Origin of the sequence: Nocardiopsis sp. CNR-923 (assembly GCF_001942255.1) — a bacterium.
GTDB lineage: Bacteria > Actinomycetota > Actinomycetes > Streptosporangiales > Streptosporangiaceae > Nocardiopsis.
In genome coordinates this window covers 39653-58301 of the sequence record NZ_MKKC01000065.1, presented here as the reverse complement: position 1 = coordinate 58301, position 18649 = coordinate 39653, and the positions used below count along the sequence as shown (strand labels likewise).

Annotated in this window: 8 protein-coding genes and 6 pseudogenes; 4 read left to right on the top strand and 10 right to left on the bottom strand. The window is 73.5% G+C overall.

Features of this window, described 5'->3' with window-relative positions; translation table 11 throughout:
- Nucleotides 1-26 precede the first annotated feature (26 nt).
- The 4 genes and pseudogenes from murD to BJF83_RS06380 form a co-directional block, all read right to left on the bottom strand.
- Nucleotides 27-1465: pseudogene (gene murD, locus BJF83_RS06395) on the bottom strand (UDP-N-acetylmuramoyl-L-alanine--D-glutamate ligase).
- Nucleotides 1466-1469: 4 nt separating this feature from the next.
- A pseudogene (gene mraY / locus BJF83_RS06390) lies at nucleotides 1470-2542 on the bottom strand (phospho-N-acetylmuramoyl-pentapeptide-transferase).
- A pseudogene (gene murF / locus BJF83_RS06385) lies at nucleotides 2539-3985 on the bottom strand (UDP-N-acetylmuramoyl-tripeptide--D-alanyl-D-alanine ligase). Before murF ends, mraY begins: the two co-directional pseudogenes overlap by 4 nt.
- Nucleotides 3986-4361: 376 nt before the next feature.
- Nucleotides 4362-6032, bottom strand: a complete 1671-nt coding sequence (locus BJF83_RS06380) for a UDP-N-acetylmuramoyl-L-alanyl-D-glutamate--2,6-diaminopimelate ligase (RefSeq protein WP_075925566.1) — start codon at nucleotides 6030-6032, stop codon at nucleotides 4362-4364.
- Nucleotides 6033-6201: 169 nt separating this feature from the next.
- Between BJF83_RS06380 and mmuM the strand changes: the two are divergent.
- Nucleotides 6202-7097: pseudogene (gene mmuM / locus BJF83_RS06375) on the top strand (homocysteine S-methyltransferase); the annotation flags it as partial.
- Nucleotides 7098-7252: 155 nt separating this feature from the next.
- On the opposite strand, the gene BJF83_RS06370 reads toward mmuM, so the two are convergent.
- The 4 genes from BJF83_RS06370 to mraZ all read right to left on the bottom strand — a co-directional run bounded on the left by BJF83_RS06370 (nucleotide 7253) and on the right by mraZ (nucleotide 11451).
- On the bottom strand, nucleotides 7253-9223 hold the full coding sequence (locus BJF83_RS06370) for a penicillin-binding protein 2 (protein WP_075925565.1): 1971 nt from the start codon (nucleotides 9221-9223) through the stop codon (nucleotides 7253-7255).
- Entirely contained in the window at nucleotides 9220-9651 is a 432-nt protein-coding gene (locus tag BJF83_RS06365) for a hypothetical protein (RefSeq protein WP_075925564.1), read from the bottom strand. Before BJF83_RS06365 ends, BJF83_RS06370 begins: the two co-directional genes overlap by 4 nt.
- Before the next feature lie 16 nt (nucleotides 9652-9667).
- A complete protein-coding gene (rsmH, locus tag BJF83_RS06360; RefSeq protein ID WP_075925654.1) occupies nucleotides 9668-10738 on the bottom strand; it encodes a 16S rRNA (cytosine(1402)-N(4))-methyltransferase RsmH in 1071 nt (356 codons plus the stop codon).
- Nucleotides 10739-11019: 281 nt separating this feature from the next.
- Nucleotides 11020-11451, bottom strand: a complete 432-nt coding sequence (gene mraZ, locus BJF83_RS06355; protein ID WP_075925563.1) for a division/cell wall cluster transcriptional repressor MraZ — start codon at nucleotides 11449-11451, stop codon at nucleotides 11020-11022.
- Nucleotides 11452-11863: 412 nt separating this feature from the next.
- On the opposite strand from mraZ, the gene BJF83_RS06350 reads away from it, so the two are divergent.
- The 3 genes and pseudogenes from BJF83_RS06350 to BJF83_RS06340 form a co-directional block, all read left to right on the top strand.
- The gene (locus BJF83_RS06350; protein ID WP_075925562.1) at nucleotides 11864-12856 is read left to right on the top strand and encodes a MoxR family ATPase; all 993 of its coding nucleotides are present in this window, start codon (nucleotides 11864-11866) and stop codon (nucleotides 12854-12856) included.
- Nucleotides 12857-12948: 92 nt separating this feature from the next.
- Nucleotides 12949-14154 (top strand): annotated as a pseudogene (locus tag BJF83_RS30900) (DUF58 domain-containing protein); the annotation flags it as partial.
- Between the two features lie 10 nt (nucleotides 14155-14164).
- A pseudogene (locus BJF83_RS06340) lies at nucleotides 14165-15727 on the top strand (transglutaminaseTgpA domain-containing protein); the annotation flags it as partial.
- A 951-nt stretch (nucleotides 15728-16678) separates the two neighbouring features.
- Here BJF83_RS06340 and BJF83_RS06335 read toward each other — a convergent pair.
- Both BJF83_RS06335 and dinB read right to left on the bottom strand, forming a co-directional pair.
- Nucleotides 16679-17056 (bottom strand): DUF3040 domain-containing protein, encoded by a 378-nt coding sequence (locus BJF83_RS06335; RefSeq protein ID WP_262391373.1) that lies wholly within the window; start codon nucleotides 17054-17056, stop codon nucleotides 16679-16681.
- 270 nt (nucleotides 17057-17326) lie between these two features.
- Nucleotides 17327-18613 carry a DNA polymerase IV gene (gene dinB, locus BJF83_RS06330; RefSeq protein WP_187347104.1) on the bottom strand — a complete coding sequence of 429 codons (1287 nt, stop codon included), beginning with the start codon at nucleotides 18611-18613 and terminating at the stop codon, nucleotides 17327-17329.
- Nucleotides 18614-18649: the final 36 nt, after the last annotated feature.

Genomic DNA, 18649 nt, shown 5'->3' with positions numbered 1-18649 from the left:
GTCGCGCAAGGGAAGCGTGCGGCTACTCAGCGTCGCCGCTCGACGGCTTCGGTGAAGAACCGGCCCCGCTCGGGGTAGTTGGTGAACATGTCCATGGAGGCGGCGGCGGGCGCCAGCAGCACCGTGTCACCCTCCTCGGCCAGGTCCGCGGCCGCGGCCACCACCGCGTCCATGACGGTGTGCCCCTCGGGCGCGTCCGCGGCCGGGCCCAGGACCTCGACCACCGGGACGTCGGGCGCGTGCTCGACCAGGGCCTCGCGCAGCCGCGCCCGGTCCGCGCCGATGAGGACGACGCCGCGCAGGCGGTCGGCGGCCGCGGCGACCAGGTCGTCGACGTCGGCGCCCTTGAGCAGGCCGCCCGCGATCCACACCACAGGGCGGAAGGCGCTGAGCGAGGCCGCCGCCGCGTGCGGGTTGGTGGCCTTGGAGTCGTTGACGTAGTCGACGCCGTCCACCGCGGCCACGTGGGCGATGCGGTGCGGTTCGGGGACGAACGCGGTCAGTCCGGCCCTGACCGACTCCGCCGCGGCCCCGATCGACCGGGCCAGCGCGGCTGCGGCCAGGGCGTTGGCGACGTTGTGCGGCGCGGCGGGGCGCACGTCGGCGAGGCGGGCCAGCTCCTCCGCGGTGCTGTGCGGCTCCGCGACGAACGCGCGGTCCACCAGCAGATCCTCGACCACGCCCAGCTCCCCCGCCCTCGGGGTGCCCAGACCGACGCCGACCAGCGGCGTGTGCGGGTCGCCGTCCTCCTCGGCCAGGCGCACCGACCAGGGATCGGCGGTGTTGACCACGCGGACGGTGCCGCTCGCGTACACCCGGCCCTTGGCACGGGCGTAGGCGGTGAGACCGCCGTGCCAGTCCAGATGGTCGGGGGCCACGTTCAGCACGACGGCCGCGTGCGGCCGCACGGTGCGGGACCAGTGCAGCTGGAAGCTGGACAGCTCGACCGCCAGGACGTCGTGGACGCGTCCGTCCGCGTCGGGCAGGACGGCGTCGATGACAGGCGTGCCGACGTTGCCGACGGCCAGCGCGTCGCGACCGTCGGCCAGCAGCATCGCCTCCAGCATGCGGACGGTGGTGGTCTTGCCGTTGGTGCCGGTGACCGCGAGCCAGACCTGGTCGGCGGGCTTGAGCCGCCAGGCCAGTTCGACGTCGCCGATGACCTCGATCCCGGCCTCGAAAGCTCGGACCAGCAACGGGGAGTCCGGGCGCCAACCCGGCGAGGTGACGACCAGGTCGCAGCCCTCGGGCAGGGGGGTGCGGCCGAGGACGACCTCGGCTCCGGCGTCGGTCAGCTCGGCCGCGACCGCGCGCGTGGTGTCGTCGTCGCGGCCGTCGACGACGACCACGCGGGCGCGCGGGCCAGGAGCGCGCGGGCGGCGGGGGGGCCGGAGACGCCCAGTCCGGCGACGCAGACCGTGCGGCCGGCGAGGGCGGGCGCGGTTGGGTTCTCGTGGTCGGGCACGGCGCTACCTCGGCATCCATTCGAGGTAGAAGAGTCCGATGGCGATCGCCACGAACAGGCCCTGGATGATCCAGAAGCGGATCACGATGGTCGTCTCGGCCCACCCCTTGAGCTCGAAGTGGTGCTGGAGCGGAGCCATCCGGAAGACGCGCTTGCCGGTCAGGCGGAACGAGCTGATCTGGATCATCACGGACAGGGTGATGATGACGAACAGACCGCCGATGAGCAGCAGCAGGAGCTGGGTGCGGGTGGTGATGGCCAGGCCGACGATCAGTCCGCCCAGGGCCAGGGAACCGGTGTCGCCCATGAAGATCTTGGCGGGCGGGGCGTTGAACCACAGGAAGGCGATGCACGAGCCGAGGACGGCGGAGGCGACGACGGCCAGGTCGAGGGGGTCGCGGACCGTGTAGCAGTTGGTGGCCAGGTAGGACACGCAGGACTGGCGCAGCTGCCAGTTGCCGATGATGACGTAGGCGACCAGCGACAGGATGGTCGCGCCCGTGGCGAGGCCGTCCAGGCCGTCGGTGAGGTTGACCGCGTTGGAGAAGCCGACGATGAGGAACAGCGCCCACAGGATGAACAGCGGGAGCATCAGCGCGGGACCGAAGTCGCGCAGGAAGGACAGGCTGGGGGCGGCCGGGGTGTAGGAGTACCCGTTGGGGAACTGGGTGACCCCGTAGGCGAAGCGACGCCGACGATGGCCTGGCCGATCATCTTGGCGCCGCTGCGCAGGCCCAGGCTGCGGCGCTTGTAGATCTTGATGAAGTCGTCGAGGAAGCCGACGCAGCCCATGCCGGCGAAGAGGAACATCACCAGCAGGCCGGATGCGGTGGGACCGGTGGCGGCGGGCTGGAGCAGCCAGAGCACCAGGTGCGACCCGAAGTAGCCGACCAGGGCGCCGAGGATGATGACGATGCCGCCCATGGTGGGCGTGCCCTGCTTGGTCTTGTGGCCCTCGGGCCCGTCGTCGCGGACCTCCTGGCCGAACTTGAACCGGTACAGGAGCTTGATCAGCGGCGGCATCAGCGCCATGGACACGACGAGCGAGAGCGCCGCCGCGATGGAGATGCCGATCACTGGACATCACCCTTGGTGATGAGGTCGATAACCCTTTCGAGCGCTGCCACCCGCGATCCCTTCACAATGACGACGTCTCCTGCGCGCATCCGCTCGCGCACCGCCGAGGCGGCCGCCTCGGCGTCCGGCACCCGGACGGTCTCGCCACGCCACCGCCCCTCCCCGGCGGCGCGCTCGGCGCCGACGGCGATGCCCTCGGCCTCCTCGCCGACCACGACCAGGTGGGACACGCCCGTGCGGGCCGCCAGCTCACCGACCCGCTCGTGCTCCGCGCGACCGTCCTCACCGAGTTCGGCCATGTGGGCGAGCACCGCGATGGAGCGCCGGTCGCGGGCGAGGGCGCCGAGGGTGGCCAGGGCCGCCCGCATGGACTCGGGATTGGCGTTGTAGGCGTCGTTGACGAGCGTGGCGCCGCCGTGCTCGGTGACCTCCATGCGCCACCGGCTCACCGGGGTCGCCGCGCCCAGGGCATCGGCGATCGCCGCGATGTCCATGCCGAGTTCGTCGCGACCGCGGCGGTCGCCAACGCGTTGTGTACCTGGTGGGCGCCGACGAGCGCCAACCGCACCGGGGCGGACTCGCCGCCCAGGTGGAGTGTGAAGGACGGGGCCCCGGTCGACCCCAGGACCACGTCGGTGGCGCGCACGTCGCGTCCTCGCCGAGGCCGTAGGTCACCACGCGGGCCTCGGTGCGGGACGCCATGGCGCGCACGCGTGGGTCGTCGGCGTTCAGGACGGCCACGCCGCCCCCGCCGCGCCGCGCGTCGCCGGGAGGGAGCGACTCGACGAGTTCGCCCTTGGCCTGGGCGATCGCGTCGCGGTCCCCGAACTCGCCCATGTGCGCGCTGCCCACGTTGAGCACGACGCCGATCCTCGGGGGCGCCACACGGCACAGGTGGGCGATGTGCCCGATCCCGCGCGCGGCGACCTCCAGCACGAGGTGGCGTGTGCCGGTGTCGGCTCGCAGCACCGTGAGCGGATGGCCGATCTCGTTGTTGAACGAGCCGGCGGGAGCGACCGTGGGACCGAGCCGCCCGACGACCTGAGCGATGAGGTCCTTGGTGGTGGTCTTGCCGGACGACCCGGTGACCCCGACGACCTCGGCGGCGTCCGCTCCCCGTCGGGGATCGGAGAGCTCCCTGGACACGTGCGCGGCCAGGCGGGCCAGCGCCGCGACGACCTCGTCGTCCCCCCCGTCCACCAGCAGGTGTGGGGCGTCGACGGGTCGGGACGCCAGAACGACCGCCGCCCCCGCCTGGACGGCCGCGTCGGCGAAGTCGTGCCCGTCGGCGCGTTCGCCGGTCAGGGCGACGAAGAGCGCTCCCGGCGCGGCCTGGCGCGAGTCGATGACGACCGGGCCGTCCACGACGGCGTCGGGGCGCGCTGGTCCGCCGATGGCGGTCTGGGTGATCTCGGCGATCCGATCGAGCGTGAGCGCGATCAAACCCACTCCTCATGTCAGGCCCGGCTCACGGCGCGCAGGGGCGCTTGGCCACCGGCCGGAGTTTCAGGTCAGGGGATGGCACCGCGGTCACCGTGCGCGCGACGGCGCGCGGACCTCGCCACGGAACGGCACACGCCGCTGCCGTGGGAGCCACTGCGGCACGTTTCCGGGCTGCGATTGCCGGACCCACCTTAGAACATGTTGAGGTGTCCGAGGTCCTGTCGGGGCCCGTGTAGAGCAATATGCGCCACTTCGTGACCGTCCTACCGTGACGCGCCACGCGACCAGACGGCGCACCCCCGTGGACGCGTCCGGGGCGGGGCCGAGGCCGCGCCCCGGGGGCGTCCGATCGGTCACGTCCGGGCCTGGAGCTCCGTCAGCCCTCGTCAGGAACCCTGTGGATGTGTTGCAGGGCGTCGCCCAGGCGTTCACGGGCACTGACCCCGCACCGGTCCCGCAACGCCTCCCGCAGCACCTCGCGGTCGTCGAAGGGCAGGACCTCGCCCCTGACGTACTGGCCGGTCTCGTGGCCCTTGCCCGCGACGACGATCACGTCGCCCGTGCGGGCCCCGGCCACGGCCAGGCGGATCGCCTCGGCCCGGTCGAGTTCGACGGTGACGCGCGCGCGGGCGTCCTCGGGCACCTTGACCACGCCTTCGAGCATCGCGGTGGCGATGGTGACGGGGTCCTCGCTGCGAGGGTTGTCGTTGGTGATGACCAGGTGGTCGGCCAGGCGCGCCGCCGCCTCGCCCATGAGCGGGCGCTTGGCGCGGTCGCGGTCGCCGCCGCAGCCGACCACCATGGTCAGCCGACCCCGGGTGGTGGTGCGCAGGGAGGTCAGGACCGCCTCGATCGCGCCCGGTTTGTGCGAGTAGTCGACGATCGCGGTGAAGTCCTGGAGCGCGCCCGGCACGTCGCGGACGTCGACGGACTCCATGCGTCCGGGCACGCCGGGGGCGGCGGCCACGCCCGCGATGGCGGTCTCCAGGGGCAAGCCCGCCTCGACCAACCCCACGACGGCGGCCATGGCGTTGGAGACGTTGAACGGACCGGGCAGGGCGACGGAGGCGTCGGCCTCCATGCCGCCGGGGCCGACGATACGGAAGGTGCTGCCGGTGGCGCCCAGCCGGACGTCGACGGCACGCCAGTCGGCCGCCAGGCCGCCCGCTTCGGGGGCCGCGTCGGAGAAGCCGTCCACCCCGAACGTGGTGACGGGCACGGCGCCGTCGCCGCGGACCATGTCGACGAGGGCGCGGCCGAACCGGTCGTCGGTGTTGACGACGGCGATGTCGCAGTACTCCGGGGTGAACAGGCGCGCCTTGGTCTCGAAGTAGTCGCGCAGGTCGGAGTGGAAGTCCAGGTGGTCCTGGGACAGGTTGGTGAAGATGGCCACGTCGTAGCGGGTGCCGCCGACCCGGCCCAGGGCGAGGGCGTGGCTGGAGACCTCCATGGCGGCGGCGGTGACGCCGCGTTCGCGCATGAGAGCGAACAGGCCGTGCAGGTCGGTGGCCTCGGGGGTGGTGAGCGAGGAGGCGACGCGCTCGTCGCCCACGCGCATCTCGACGGTGCCGACCAGACCGGTGCGCATCCCGGCCCGGCGCAGACCCGACTCGACCAGGTAGGTGATGGTGGTCTTGCCGCTGGTTCCGGTGGTGCCGACCAGGAGCAGGTCCTGGGCCGGATCGCCGAAGACCCATCCGGACGCGGTCCCGAGCGCGGCCCGCGCGTCCGGGACGACCAGCACCGGCAGACCGGCGGCCGACGCCCGCTCGGCCCCGTCCGCGTCGGTGAGGACGGCGGCGGCTCCCGCCTCGGCCACCTGGGCGGCGAAGTCGGCGCCGTGGGCGCGCCTGCCGGGCAGTGCGGCGTACAGGTCGCCGGGGCGGACCCGGCGGGAGTCGTGGGTGATGCCGCGGACGTGCACCTCCTCGCCGGGCACCTCGGCGGTGTCGTCGGCGCCCGGCCCCGGGCGCAGCAGTGTGGTGTCCGGCCCGAGCAGCGCCGCGAGGGCGGACAGCGGACGGAGTTGGGTGTGTTCAGGTCGCATTACCGGTGGCACGTGTGGAGGTTAACGGCTGTGGGCGACCGCTCGGTAATTTCCACGCTGCGATCGGCCCGGTTTCTCCGCGTGGGCGTTTGTCCCAGGTTACGCCGCGTGCGCGCGGGCGGCGGGCCGCGGCCGCTCGGTACGGTGGGGGGAACGCTGGGAGGAGCCCATGGACCGAGGCGCGGTGGGCGGGCGACCACTGGTGCTCGACGGCGGACTGGCGACCCGGTTGGAGGCCTACGGTCGCGACCTGGGCGGCGGGCTGTGGTCGGCGCGGTTGCTGGCGGAGGAGCCGGAACTGGTCCGCCGGGTGCACCGGGACTACTTCGAGGCGGGCGCGACGTGGCGATCGCCGCCGGGTACCAGGCGACCGCGGCGGCGTTCGCGGCCCGGGGGTTCGGCGAGGCCGAGTCCCGGGCTCTGGTCGTGCGGTCGGTGGATCTGGCGCGCGCCGAGCGGGACGCGTTCGGCGCGGGGTTGGTCGCCGCGGGTGTGGGTCCCTACGGGGCGGCGTTGGCAGACGGGTCGGAGTACACCGGCGACTACGACCTGGACGAGGACGGGCTGGTGCGCTGGCACCGAGAGCGCTGGGAACTGCTGACCGGCGCCGGGGCCGACCTGGTGGCGTGCGAGACCATCCCGTCGCTGGACGAGGCCAGGGCTCTGGCCCGGCTGTTGGGCCAGACCCCTGGGGTACGCGCGTGGATGAGCTTCTCGTGCCGGGACGGGGCGCGGATCAGCGACGGCACCCCGATGGCGCGGGTCGCCCGGGAGCTGGCGCCGTGGCACGCGGACGGGCGGCTGGTGGCGGTCGGGGTCAACTGCACGGCGCCCAGGTTCGTGCCGTCCCTGGTGCGGGCGGTGGCCGCCGCGGGACTGCCCGCGGTCGCCTACCCCAACTCGGGCGAGGCGTGGGACGCGCGGCGCGGCCGGTGGACGGGGACGAGCGCTCCCGGGGAGTTCGGGGCCGCCGCCGTCGGCTGGTGCGCGGCGGGGGCCGTGTTCGTGGGCGGGTGCTGCCGTACCGGCCCCGAGCACGTGCGCGCGATCCGCGCCCGCGTGGACGAGCGTTTCGGGCGCCGCGGGGTTCGTGAGAACGTGCCCGCGCCGCGGGCGTCCGCAGGAGGGGAGAGCGCGGTCCAAGACGGTCCGGACGGTGCTGGGCGACGGGCGGGACGAGGCGGAGCGGAGGCCCGACAGCCACCCCCCGGCCCTGCTCGTCAGCCCTCCTCGTCCTCGAAGAGGCGGATGGCGGGCGGCTCGGTGTCCGTGGGCGGGATCCGCATCGACCGCAGCGCGAAGGACATGATGTCGTTGAACACCGGCCCGGCCGCCTCCCCGCCGTAGTAGGACTCCTGCGGGTTGTGCAGGACCACCTGGACGACCAGCTCGGGGTCGTCGGCGGGGGCGAACCCGGCGAACGTCGCGGTGTAGGCGCCGCGCTCGTAGCGGCCGGTCTCGGGGTCGATCCGGTTGGCGGTACCGGTCTTGCCCGCCACCCGGTAGCCGTCGATGCGGGCCTGGGGCGCGGTTCCCTCGTCGCTGGTGACCGCCTCCAGCATCAGCGCGAGCTGCTCGGCGGTCTCCCCGCTGACCACCCGGCGCCGCTCGCCCGCCTCGGCGGCGGTGAACTCGCCCTCGCTGTCCACGGTCCCGGCGACGACGCGCGGCTCGGCCCGCACGCCGCCGTTGGCGATGGTGGCGTACACCGACGCCATCTGCGCGGCGTTGACCGACAGGCCGTGGCCGATGGACACCGACGGCAGCTGGGTGCCCCACCAGTCCTCGGGGTCGGTGAGGATGCCCGCCTCCTCGCCGGGCAGCGCGAGCCCGGTGGGCTGGCCAAGACCGAACAGTTCCAGATAGGAGTGCAGGACCCCCGCGCCGACCTGGTCGGCGATCTGGATGGTGCCCACGTTGCTGGACTGGGCCATGACGCCGTTGACCGTGAGCCGCTGGGTCCCGCGGTTGCTGGAGTTGCGGAAGGTCTGGTCGTAGTACTGGATGGCGTAGGGCACGGTGTACACGGTGTCGGGGGTGGTGGCCCCCTCCTCCAGGGCCGCGCCCATCGTGATGACCTTGTTGGTGCTGCCGGGTTCGAAGGTGTCGTGGACCGCGCCGTTGGCCCAGTCCTGCGGGCTGGCGTCGGAGATGTCCTCCTGGGAGTAGGTCGGGTAGTCGGCCATCGCGAGGATCTCGCCGTCCGGGCGCATGACGATGGCGCTGCCGCCCTCGGCCCCCAGCTCCTCCACCCGCTCCGCCAGGACCTGGGCGGTGTACCACTGGAGGTCGCGGTCCAGCGTCAGGCGCACGTCCTGGCCGGGGACCGGCTCGCGGACCAGACCGCCCGCCATGGGGATCTGGGTGCCGTCGCTGCCGACCTCGACCTGGCGCTTGCCCTGTTCTCCGGCGAGGGTGGAGTCGAGGTAGCCCTCCAGCCCCTCCAGGCCGTAGCCCTCGGAGCCGACGAAGCCCACGAGGTCGGCGGCGCCGGTCTCGTCGGGGTACACGCGGCGGTAGTCGACCTGGGAGCCCACGCCGGACAGGCTCAGATCGCGCAGGTCCGCCCAGTCCCGGGGCAGCACTTCGGTGGCCACGACCTGGTACCGGCTGGGGCGGGCGTCCACGCGTGCGGTGACCTCGACCTCGTCCAATCCGAAGCGGGCGACGAGTTCGTCGATGAGCTGGTCGCGCTCGTCCTCCTCCACCTCCTCGGGGTCGACGAAGACCGTGCGCACCTCCACCGAGAGCGCGAACGGGTTGCCGTCGGCGTCGGTGATCTGGCCGCGCAGTGTGGGGATGTCGATGGTCTGGAGCCGCAGGTTGGCCGCGGCCTCGGCGAAGGTGTCGGCCTGAAGACCCTGGATCTGGACCAGTCGACCGGCGAACAGGAGCAGGATCACGACGATCAGCACACCGCCGACCTTGACGCGCTTGTGCGGGTCGCCGCGGCGGAAGGTCCGTCTGAGCAGCGGCGGGGGCGGCGGGGCGGCCCGGCGGCGCTCCGGGGCCCGCTCTCGGCGGGCGCCCCTGCCCGGACGGCCCCCGGAGCGGGTGCCGGCGCCTGGCAGACCGCCCCCGGCGGGGCGGCTGGACGACTTGCGGGGGCGCTTGTCGGGCCGCGACCCCGACCGTCCCGTCGCCCCCGGACGCTGGGGGCCGCGCGGACGGCGGTCACCCGAGGGGCTCACTCGGTGCTCCCGGTCCCGCCGAGGACCTCACCGCTGTCCCGGTCCAGGAAGCGCGGGGCCTCCTCCGGCTGCTCCATACCGAGCTCCTCGGCCTCCTGCGCGATGCGCTCGGAGCTCTCCAGGTGCGCGACCCGGTCCCGCCACTGCTGCTGGGCGTAGGCCAGTTCGCGGTTCTCGGCCTGGAGCCGGGTGATGGTGAAGGCCTCCTGGGCGATGACGCCGCGCAGCACGAGGAGGCTGACCAGGGCTCCGGCGAGCAGGCACAGGACGAGCAGGACGAACGGGATGCGCGGCGCGCGCCCCTGCCCGGCCGCGTCGCGCGCGGCCGGCTCGGCGCCGCGCCCACGGGCGTCGGATCGCGCCGACCGCGTCCGCCCGGCGCCCTCGTCCCGGTCGGGCGCGCGGCGCGTGTCCGTACTCGCACTCATCTGGTCTCCTACCGCTCTACCGCGACGCCGCGCGCACGCGTTCGGCCGCGCGGAGGCGGGCGGACTGGGCGCGCGGATTGCCTTCGATCTCTGTGTCCGTGGGCAGTTCCGCGCCCCGGGTGAGCAGCCTCAGCTCCGGCTGCCGGTCGGGGAGCGGGACCGGAAGGTCGGCGGGGGTGGTGTCGGTGGACAGGGCGGCCAGCGCTCGCTTGGCCATCCGGTCCTCAAGGGAGTGGTAGGACAGCACGGCGATCCGGCCACCGACCGCCAGACGGGAGATCGCGGCGGGCAGCGCGCGTTCGAGGATGGACAGTTCGCCGTTGACCTCGATGCGCAGGGCCTGGAAGGTGCGCTTGGCGGGGTGTCCTCCGGTGCGGCGGGTGGCGGCGGGGATGGCCGTGCGGACCAGTTCGGCCAGTTCGCGGGTGGAGGCGATGGGGGCGCGGGCGCGCTGCCGCTCGATCGCGCGGGCGATGCGGGAGGCGAAGCGCTCCTCGCCGTAGGTGCGCAGGACGCGGGTGAGTTCGGCGGCCGGGTAGGTGTTGACGACGTCGGCCGCGGTGAGGTCCTGAGTGCGGTCCATGCGCATGTCCAGGGGGGCCTCGTGCGCGTAGGCGAAGCCGCGGTCGGCCTCGTCGAGCTGCGGCGAGGACACGCCGAGGTCCAGCAGGACGGCGTCGGCCTCGGCGGCGCCCGCCTCGTCCAGGGCGCGCGGGATGTCGGAGTAGACCGCGTGCGTGAAGTGGGTGCGGTCGGCGTAGGGGGCGAGGCGCTCGGCGCTGCGCTCCAGCGCGGTGGTGTCGCGGTCGACGCCGACCAGGCGCGCGGTGGGGCACGCCTTGAGCAGGGCCTCGGAGTGGCCGCCCAGCCCCAGCGTTCCGTCGACGAACACGGCGCCGGGGTGGCTGAGCGCGGGCGCCAGCAGCTCCACGATCCGGTCCACCATGACGGGAACGTGCAAGGGCCCCTCCGGCCCTTCACCGCCCCCGACGGACGCCTCCGGCGCGGTGTCCGCGTCTCCCGCGCGCGCACCGGTCCTGGCCGCGATGTCGTCGTCCGGGCCCTCGTGCTTCCGGGTGTCCCCCATGCGGTGCCGTTCCTCCACGCTGTCGCCGTCTCCCCCTGAAGTCTCCACACGGGCGCACGGGATCGTGCGTCGCGCGGTGTCCTCGGCGTGGCCCGACCGGATTCCGGCCGGACCTCGTCCGGACACGGCCGCCATTGTCCACCTTTCGGCGGACTCGCGTTGACGACCTGGCACCGGGGAAGTCGCGCCAGCTCGTCCGTGCCGCGTCCGCGGGTCCGGCCGGACCCCGGCTTGCGAGGGTGTGGACTGTCGTGCTGGTCACACCGGCGCCGTCGCCGGGTTCACAGCACCCCGGGCAGCACCTCCTCCGACAGACGCGCGAAGGCCTGCTCCTGCTCGGCCTCGTAGTCCGACCAGGCCCGTGCGGCCCAGATCTCCAACCGCGTGTTGGCGCCGATGACGACGCACTCGCGGTCCAGGCCCGCGTACTCACGCAGCTTCGGCGGGATGGTGATCCGGCCCTGCTTGTCACAGGACTCGTCGGAGGCACTGGCGAAGAGGACCCGGCCGTAGTCGCGAACCGCCTTGGCGGTGACCGGAGCGGAGCTGAGCGCGTCGGTGACGCGGCCGAACTCCTCCAACGGAAAGACGTAGAGGCAGTGCTCCTGGCCCTTGGTGATCACCAACCCCCCCGACAGTTCGTCGCGGTACTTCGCCGGAAGGAACAGCCGCCCCTTCTGGTCGAGGCGGGGCGTGTGGGTGCCGAGGAACACAGCGCCACCTCCCTCACCCCGCCCTGGGGAACTCACTCTCCCCACGCTGCCCCACCTTACTCCACTCTTCCCCACCGTCAACAGCGCCAGCCCGTGTCCACAGCTGGATCCGGGGCTGAACGGGCAGGTCAGGAGCGCACGGTCCGGGTGGGGCGCCCTGTCGTGTCCCGACGGTTCCCTCACCGACGGCGCCTCCGGTCGGCAGGACCGGGAACTGTGCGGCGAACCTGGGCGGAGGCGTGGGCATCTGACCGGACACGGATCGGAAGGTGGGACCCGAGCTGGCACATCCGACCTCTCCGACCTGGGGACGGAGCGGGGTGATCCCAGCACTTCGGTTTGCAATCACTCCGAATGGGCCTAGCCTCGGAGCGACACCGACACACGGAGCCACGACGAGCGGGAGGGTCTCGTGTCACTCGGCACACACCACGGCGGTCACGGGGGCGGCGTCCAGGCGAACGTCGGCGAGATCGTCGGCGTCGCCGACCGCGTCCGCCACGCGATCGGGACCGTCATCGAGGGCAAGCCGGAGGTTCTGCGCGTCGCGCTGACCGTCCTGCTGGCCGAGGGCCACCTGCTCATCGAGGACGTGCCCGGCGTGGGCAAGACGATGCTCGCCAAGGCCCTGGGCCGGGCGGTCGACTGCTCGGTGCAGCGGATCCAGTTCACTCCGGACCTGTTGCCCAGCGACATCACCGGCGTGAACGTCTACCACCAGGACCGGAACGAGTTCGAGTTCAACCCCGGCCCGGTGTTCGCCAACATCGTGCTGGGCGACGAGATCAACCGCGCCTCGCCCAAGACCCAGGCCGCCCTCCTGGAGTGCATGGAGGAGCGCCAGGTCAGCACCGACGGCCAGTCCCGCCAGCTCGAACGGCCGTTCATGGTCGTGGCCACGCAGAACCCGTCGGACATGGAGGGCACCTACACCCTCCCCGAGGCCCAGCGGGACCGCTTCATGGCCCGCGTCTCCGTCGGCTATCCCGCGCCGCAGGCCGAGCTGGACATGATCGACGCGCACAGCGCCCACTCTCCTCTGGAGGGTCTGGCGCCCGTCACCAACGCCGCGAGCATCCGCGATCTCGCCGACCGGGTGCGCTCGGTGCACGTCGCCCCCGGCATGCGCCGCTACGTCGTCGACCTGGTCAACGCCACACGGACCAGCCCCGAGCTGCGGCTGGGCGCCTCGCCGCGCGCCACGCTGCACCTGGTCCGCGCCGCCCGCGCCTACGCCGCCCTGGACGGGCGGCACTACGTCGTCCCCGACGACATCCAGGCACTGGCCGTGCCGGTCCTGGCGCACCGGCTGCTGCCCAGCCCCGAGGCGGGGATGGAGCGCCTGTCGGCCGAGCAGATCGTCGCCCAGCTGGTCTCCCGCCTCCCCGTCCCCGGCCCGCAGTGACCGGTCACGGCCCCCCGCCCGCGGCTCACCCAACGGAGACACCGGCGGTGCGGTCCCAGACCCGGCGGACCCTGACCGTCCGCGGCGGGTTCATGCTCTCCTTCGGCCTGGCCGCCCTCGTCGTCGGATTCGTGGTGGGCCAGCGCGAGATCGTGGGTCTGGGCGCCCTGCTGACCGCTGTGCCGCTGGTGGCCGTGCTCACCCTGGTCGGGTCGGTCTCGCGCGTCGTGCACAGCCGCGTCGTCGTGCCCGCGCGGGTCCCGGCCGGACACGACGCGCGCGTGCTGGTACGGATCGCCAACGCCTCGTCCACCTGGCCGGTCGCGTCGGTGTTCGTCGAGGACGGCCTGCCCGTCCCCCTCGGCTCCCAGCCCCGCTTCACCGTGGGCCACCTGTGGCCGCGCGCGGTCCGCGACGTCTCCTACCTGGTACGACCGGCCGTACGCGGCAGCTACCCGATCGGCCCCCTGGTGGTCAGCGTCTGCGACCCGCTGGGCTGCGTGCGCGTCACCCGCGTCGTCGGCGCCCCCTCCTCCCTGCTCGTGACGCCGCCGACCGTTCCGCTGCCCTCCCTCGGCCCCGCCGGGGGATCCCAGGGTGAGGAGTCCCCCCGCCGCGCGATGACCGGCCTCGGCGAACAGGACCCGATCCCCCGCGAGTACCAGCACGGCGACGAGCTGCGCCGGGTGCACTGGAGGTCCACCGCCAAGCACGGTGCGCTGATGGTGCGGCGTGACGAGCAGCACTGGCGCGAGGAGGGCGCGGTCCTGGTCGACACCAGGCTCCGGGCCCACCGGGGACACGGCCCCGCCGGATCGCTGGAGTCCGCCGTGAGCGTCGCCGCCTCGGTCGCGGTGCACCTCCTCGACCACGGCCACGAGCTGCGACTGCACACCGAGTCGGGCCGGTTCCGCTCCGCCTCGGCCGCCGGAGTCCTGGACGGCCTGGCCGTGGCCCAGCCCTCCGACCTCCCCGACCTGCTGGGCGGCGTCGACATGCTCACTTCGCACCGGGGCGGCTCCCCCAGCCTGGTGGTGGCGGTCCTCGGCGCGGTGTCCGCGGACGAGGCCGCGGCGCTGGCGCGGGTCCGCGGCGGCGCGCGCGTGGCCGTGCTGTGCGCCAACGCGGCCTGGCCCTCCCCCGACACCCTCCGCGGCGCAGGCGAGATCCTGAGCGCGTCCGGGTGGCGGGTCCTGACCGTCTCCTCGCCCACCGATCTGCCGCCGCTGTGGCAGCGGGCGACCGCCCCCGCCCCCTCCCCGGCGGCCGGGCCGACCACCCTCCGGGAGGGTCCGCGTGAGAGCCCTGATGCCCCTGGCGGCGCTGTTCAGCCTGTTGGCGGCGGTTCCCCTGCTCGGCACGGTCGTGACGGGCTCCGGCTGGTGGGTTCCGGCCGTGGTGATGATGACGGCCATGGCCGGGGCGTCCGCGCTCTACCGCCTGAGCGGGTGGACCTCCCTCGCGGTGCCGTTCCTCCAGATCCTCGTGGCCGCGGTCCTGCTCACGCCGCTGTTCGCCGCCGACACCGCCGTCCTCGGACTGTTCCCGACCGGGGACACCCTCCCCGCCCTGGGCGGGCTGTTGAACGAGGGAGTCGACACGATCAACGTGAGCGCGCCGCCGGTCGCCGGCGCACCGGGCGTCGCGCTGATCGTCGCGCTGGCGCTCGCCGTGCTCGTCGGCGCCGCCGACTTCCTCGCCGTGACCGCGCGCTGCCCCGGCATGGTCGGCGTCCTGGTGGTCGCGTTGCTGGTGATCCCTCTGGCGGTGGACGACGGAGGGGTGAGCGCCGGGGCGGCGGTGAGCGCGTCGGTCGGATACCTCGCGCTGCTGGCCGCGGACATGTGGCTGCGCGGGCGGGAATGGGGAACGCCCGTCACCGACGGCTCCGACCCCTCGGCCCGGGTCCTGGTCGGTCTGCTGTGGGCGGGGATCCTCACCGTGTCCGTCATGACGGCCGTACTGGTGGCGTTGGCGGTACCGCTGGCGGCGCCGTCCCTGCGGACCGACGTCATCTACCAGTACCAGGCCGCGGGCGGGACCTCCCTCGGCAACGGCCCGGACGGCTTCACCACGACGCACCCGCTGGTCTCCCTGCGCGGCGACCTGGTCTCGGACCCCGGCCGCACGGTGCTCACCTACACCACCGACGCCGAGGACCCCGACTATCTGCGCATGTACGTGCTGGACGAGTTCGACGGCGTCAACTGGACGATGTCGCCGGTCGACGCGAACCGCGACACCCGGATGACGGACGTCCTGCCGCTGCCGTCTGGCTGGCCGGCCGAGCCGGACGGGGCGACCTCGACCACCCGCGTCTCCATGGACGCCGACGCGCCCAGCAGGGACTTCCTGCCGGTGCCCTACTGGCCCCGCTCGGTGGACGTGTCCGGAGAGTGGTACGCCGACCCCGACAGCCTCATGGTGTTCACCACGGACGACCCGCGCACCGGGCTCAGCTACACCATCGAGTCGGCGACGCGCACGCCCTCCTCCGAGGCGCTGGCCGACGCGGGAAGCGCCCGGTCGGCGCCGAGCGCCTTCCTCGCCCTCCCCCCCGACGTGGATCCGCGCGTGGAGCACCTGACCGAGTCGCTGACCGGCGACGCGGGGTCGCCCTACGAGCGCGCGCTCGCCCTGCAGGCGTACTTCACGGGCGGTTCCTTCGACTACAGCCTGGCGCCGCCGCCGATCCCCGACGGCGCCCACCCCCTGTCCCACTTCCTGTTGGAGGACAAGGTCGGCTACTGCGAGCAGTTCGCGGGGGCCATGGCGGTCATGGCGCGGCAGGCCGGCATCCCCGCCCGCGTCGCGACCGGCTACACGGCCGGGCAGCGGATGGGCGACGGCCGGTGGGCCGTGTCCTCGGGCGACGCCCACGCGTGGCCGGAGTTGTACTTCGAGGGCGTGGGCTGGGTACGGTTCGAGCCGACTCCGGACGCTCCGGCGGGCGGGGGCAGGGGACCGCGACGGTGCCCGACTACACCAGCCCGGAGTCCGACGGCTCGTCCGCGGACGAGGACGCCGACCCGCAGGACGAGGAGTCCGAGGGGTCGCGGACCGAGCCGTCCGCCAGTGCCGAGCCCGGGTCCGACGAGTCGTCCGGCGGCCCCGGGGAGGGCGCGGCTCCCGAGGACGAGGGGGCCGACGCGGCGGCCGGGGACTCCGGTTCGGGGCCGGACGCCGGTGCCGTCCCGGTGTGGCTGCCGGTCGTGGGGGCAGTCCTGTTCGCGCTTCTCCTGGCGGCCCTGCCGGCCCTGGTCCGGATGGCGGTGCGGGGGTCGCGGGCGGTCGCGGTGTCGGGGACCGCCCCGGCGCCCGCGGCGCACGCCGCCTGGCGGGAACTGCGTGACACCTGTCTGGACCTGGGGGCGGCCTGGGACCTGGCGGAGAGCCCCCGGAGCACGGCGGCGCGCCTGGCGCGGCGGGGGCCCGTGCCGGACGACGTCCGGGCGGCGCTGTGGCGCCTGGCCCTGGGCGAGGAGTCGGCGCGGTACGCCCCCGAACCGGTCGCCGCGCCCGGGGCACGCGAGGACCTGGCCGTGGCGCGTGCGGGGTTGGCGGCGGCCAGCGGTCGGACCGAGAGGGTCCGGGCCGTGCTGCTGCCGCGGTCACTGGCTCCGTGGCTCCGACCGCGCCCGGACGTACGGCCGGAGCCGACCACCGGCTGAGCCGGAAACGGACCAGCCCCCGACCTTTCCAGGTCGGGGGCTGGATCCGTTCGCACGGGTTTGTTCCGGTCCCGTCGGGGTCGCGGTGCCGTTCCCGGTCGCGGGCGCCTCGCTCCGAGAGGCGGGAGCCGGTGCGCCGTCCGGAAAGGGGCTACTCCTCGCCCTCCTGGCGGCGGCGCCAGCGCTCCTCGAATCTGTGCATCATGCCCGGACGCGCGCCCTTGCGCTTCTGCTTGGCCTCCGCGGCGGGCGCCGCGGTCTCGGCTCCCCCTCCTGCCGCCTTGCGCCATGCGTTGGCTCCCCACAGGAAGCAGGCGAGCATGACGATGAAGCCGAGGACACTGATGAGTACCTGCATGACCGGGTTACCGATCAGGAGGCCCGCCAGCAGCAGAACGACGCCGATGACGAATCCGAGTACGGCCTTGATGATCCAGCGCTTGTAATGGACCGCGGGGTTCGTCTGCCGAACGGTGTTCGCGAACTTCGGGTCCTCGGCATACAGCGCCCGCTCGATCTGGTCGAGCATGCGCTGCTCGTGTTCAGAGAGCGGCACGGCGCCTCCCTACGACAGTCCCCGGTTGGGGTGACGGGTACTGATGAACAGTCTCTCGGTCAGTGGTATGCCCAGAATACGGCGCGCTAGCGCCCACTGGAAAGAAAAGCTGCGTGACCACCTGACCCACTGGGGTCCCGGTACCCACACTCCGTATCGGAAACACCGGCTTCCATGCCTCTCTGCCTACCCTGACTCCGGTCCTACCGTTGGAACGCTCGGAAGGGTCCGGAAGTTGCGGAATCATACGTCGTTTTCGTCACGCTTGGCGAGTACCGCTGACTGTATCGCGCCTGGACCGAACCGTGCGGTGACCCTGTCCATCACACGCTCGACGTCCCGCCAGCCGGTCTCCTCCTCGCCCAGGGCCAGCTGGCGCGGAGCCTCCTGCACTGGGACGACGCCCTCCACGCGCACCCCGACCAGCCGGAGCCGCGCCCGCTCCAGCCCGGCCGCCGCGAACAGCGCCCGTGCCACGGCGCTGATCTCCCGGCCCACGTCGGTGGCCTCGGGAAGGGTCCGCGAGCGGGTGATGGTGGAGAAATCCGCCCGGCGGAGCTTGACACTCACCGTGCGCCCCACCTGTCCCGAGGCGCGCAGGCGTCGCGCCACCTTCTCCGACAGCCGCAGCAACTCCCGGTTGATCACCTCCGGGTCGCCCACGTCCGCGTCGAAGGTCTCCTCCGCGCCGACGCTCTTGTCAGGGGTTTCGGGGACCACGGGGGTGCCGTCCACCCCGCGCGCCAACTCCGACAGACGGCTTCCGGCCTTGGCCCCGAGCTCCATCCGCAGCAGGTCGGAGTCGGTCCGGGCCAGTGCCCCGACGGTGCGCAGGCCCAGCTTCACCAGGGTCTGCTCGGTTCTGTCCCCCACACCGGGCAACGCGCCGACCGGAAGCGGGTCGAGGAAGGAGCGGACGTGGCCGGTGGGCACCAGGAGCAGTCCGTCGGGTTTGCAGTGCGTGGAGCCGAGTTTGGCGACGAACCGGGTGGCGGCCACCCCCACCGAGCACGTGAGCCGCTGCTCGGCGCGGACGCGCTCGCGGATCATCGCGGCGATGCGCACGGGACCGCCGAGCCGTCTGCGCGCCCCGGAGACGTCCAGGAAGGCCTCGTCGAGGGAGAGCGGCTGCACGAGGGGGGTCACCGACCGCAGAATGTCCATGACGGCCTCGGAGGCCTCCCGATAGGCGGAGCCGTCCGGGGGGAAGACGAACGCGTCCGGGCACAACCGCAACGCGCGCACCATGGGCATCGCGGAGTGCACACCGCGGGCGCGGGCGAGGTAGTCGGCCGAGGAGACCACCCCGCGCGGACCGGTTCCGCCGACGATGACCGGATGGCCTCGCGACTCGGGGTGGCGCAGCTGCTCGACACTGGCGAAGAACGCGTCCATGTCGATGTGCAGGATGTCGCAGCCCGCGTCCGGACCGGATCCGTCGGCGGGCAGGTCCGCCCCCAGGGGGACGATGCCCTCGGGGGCGACCATTCCGCGCAGCGCGGCGCCGCGCTCAAGTTGGCGTCGGCTCATAGGCCCAGGTTACGCCCGCTCCGCACCTCTGGAACG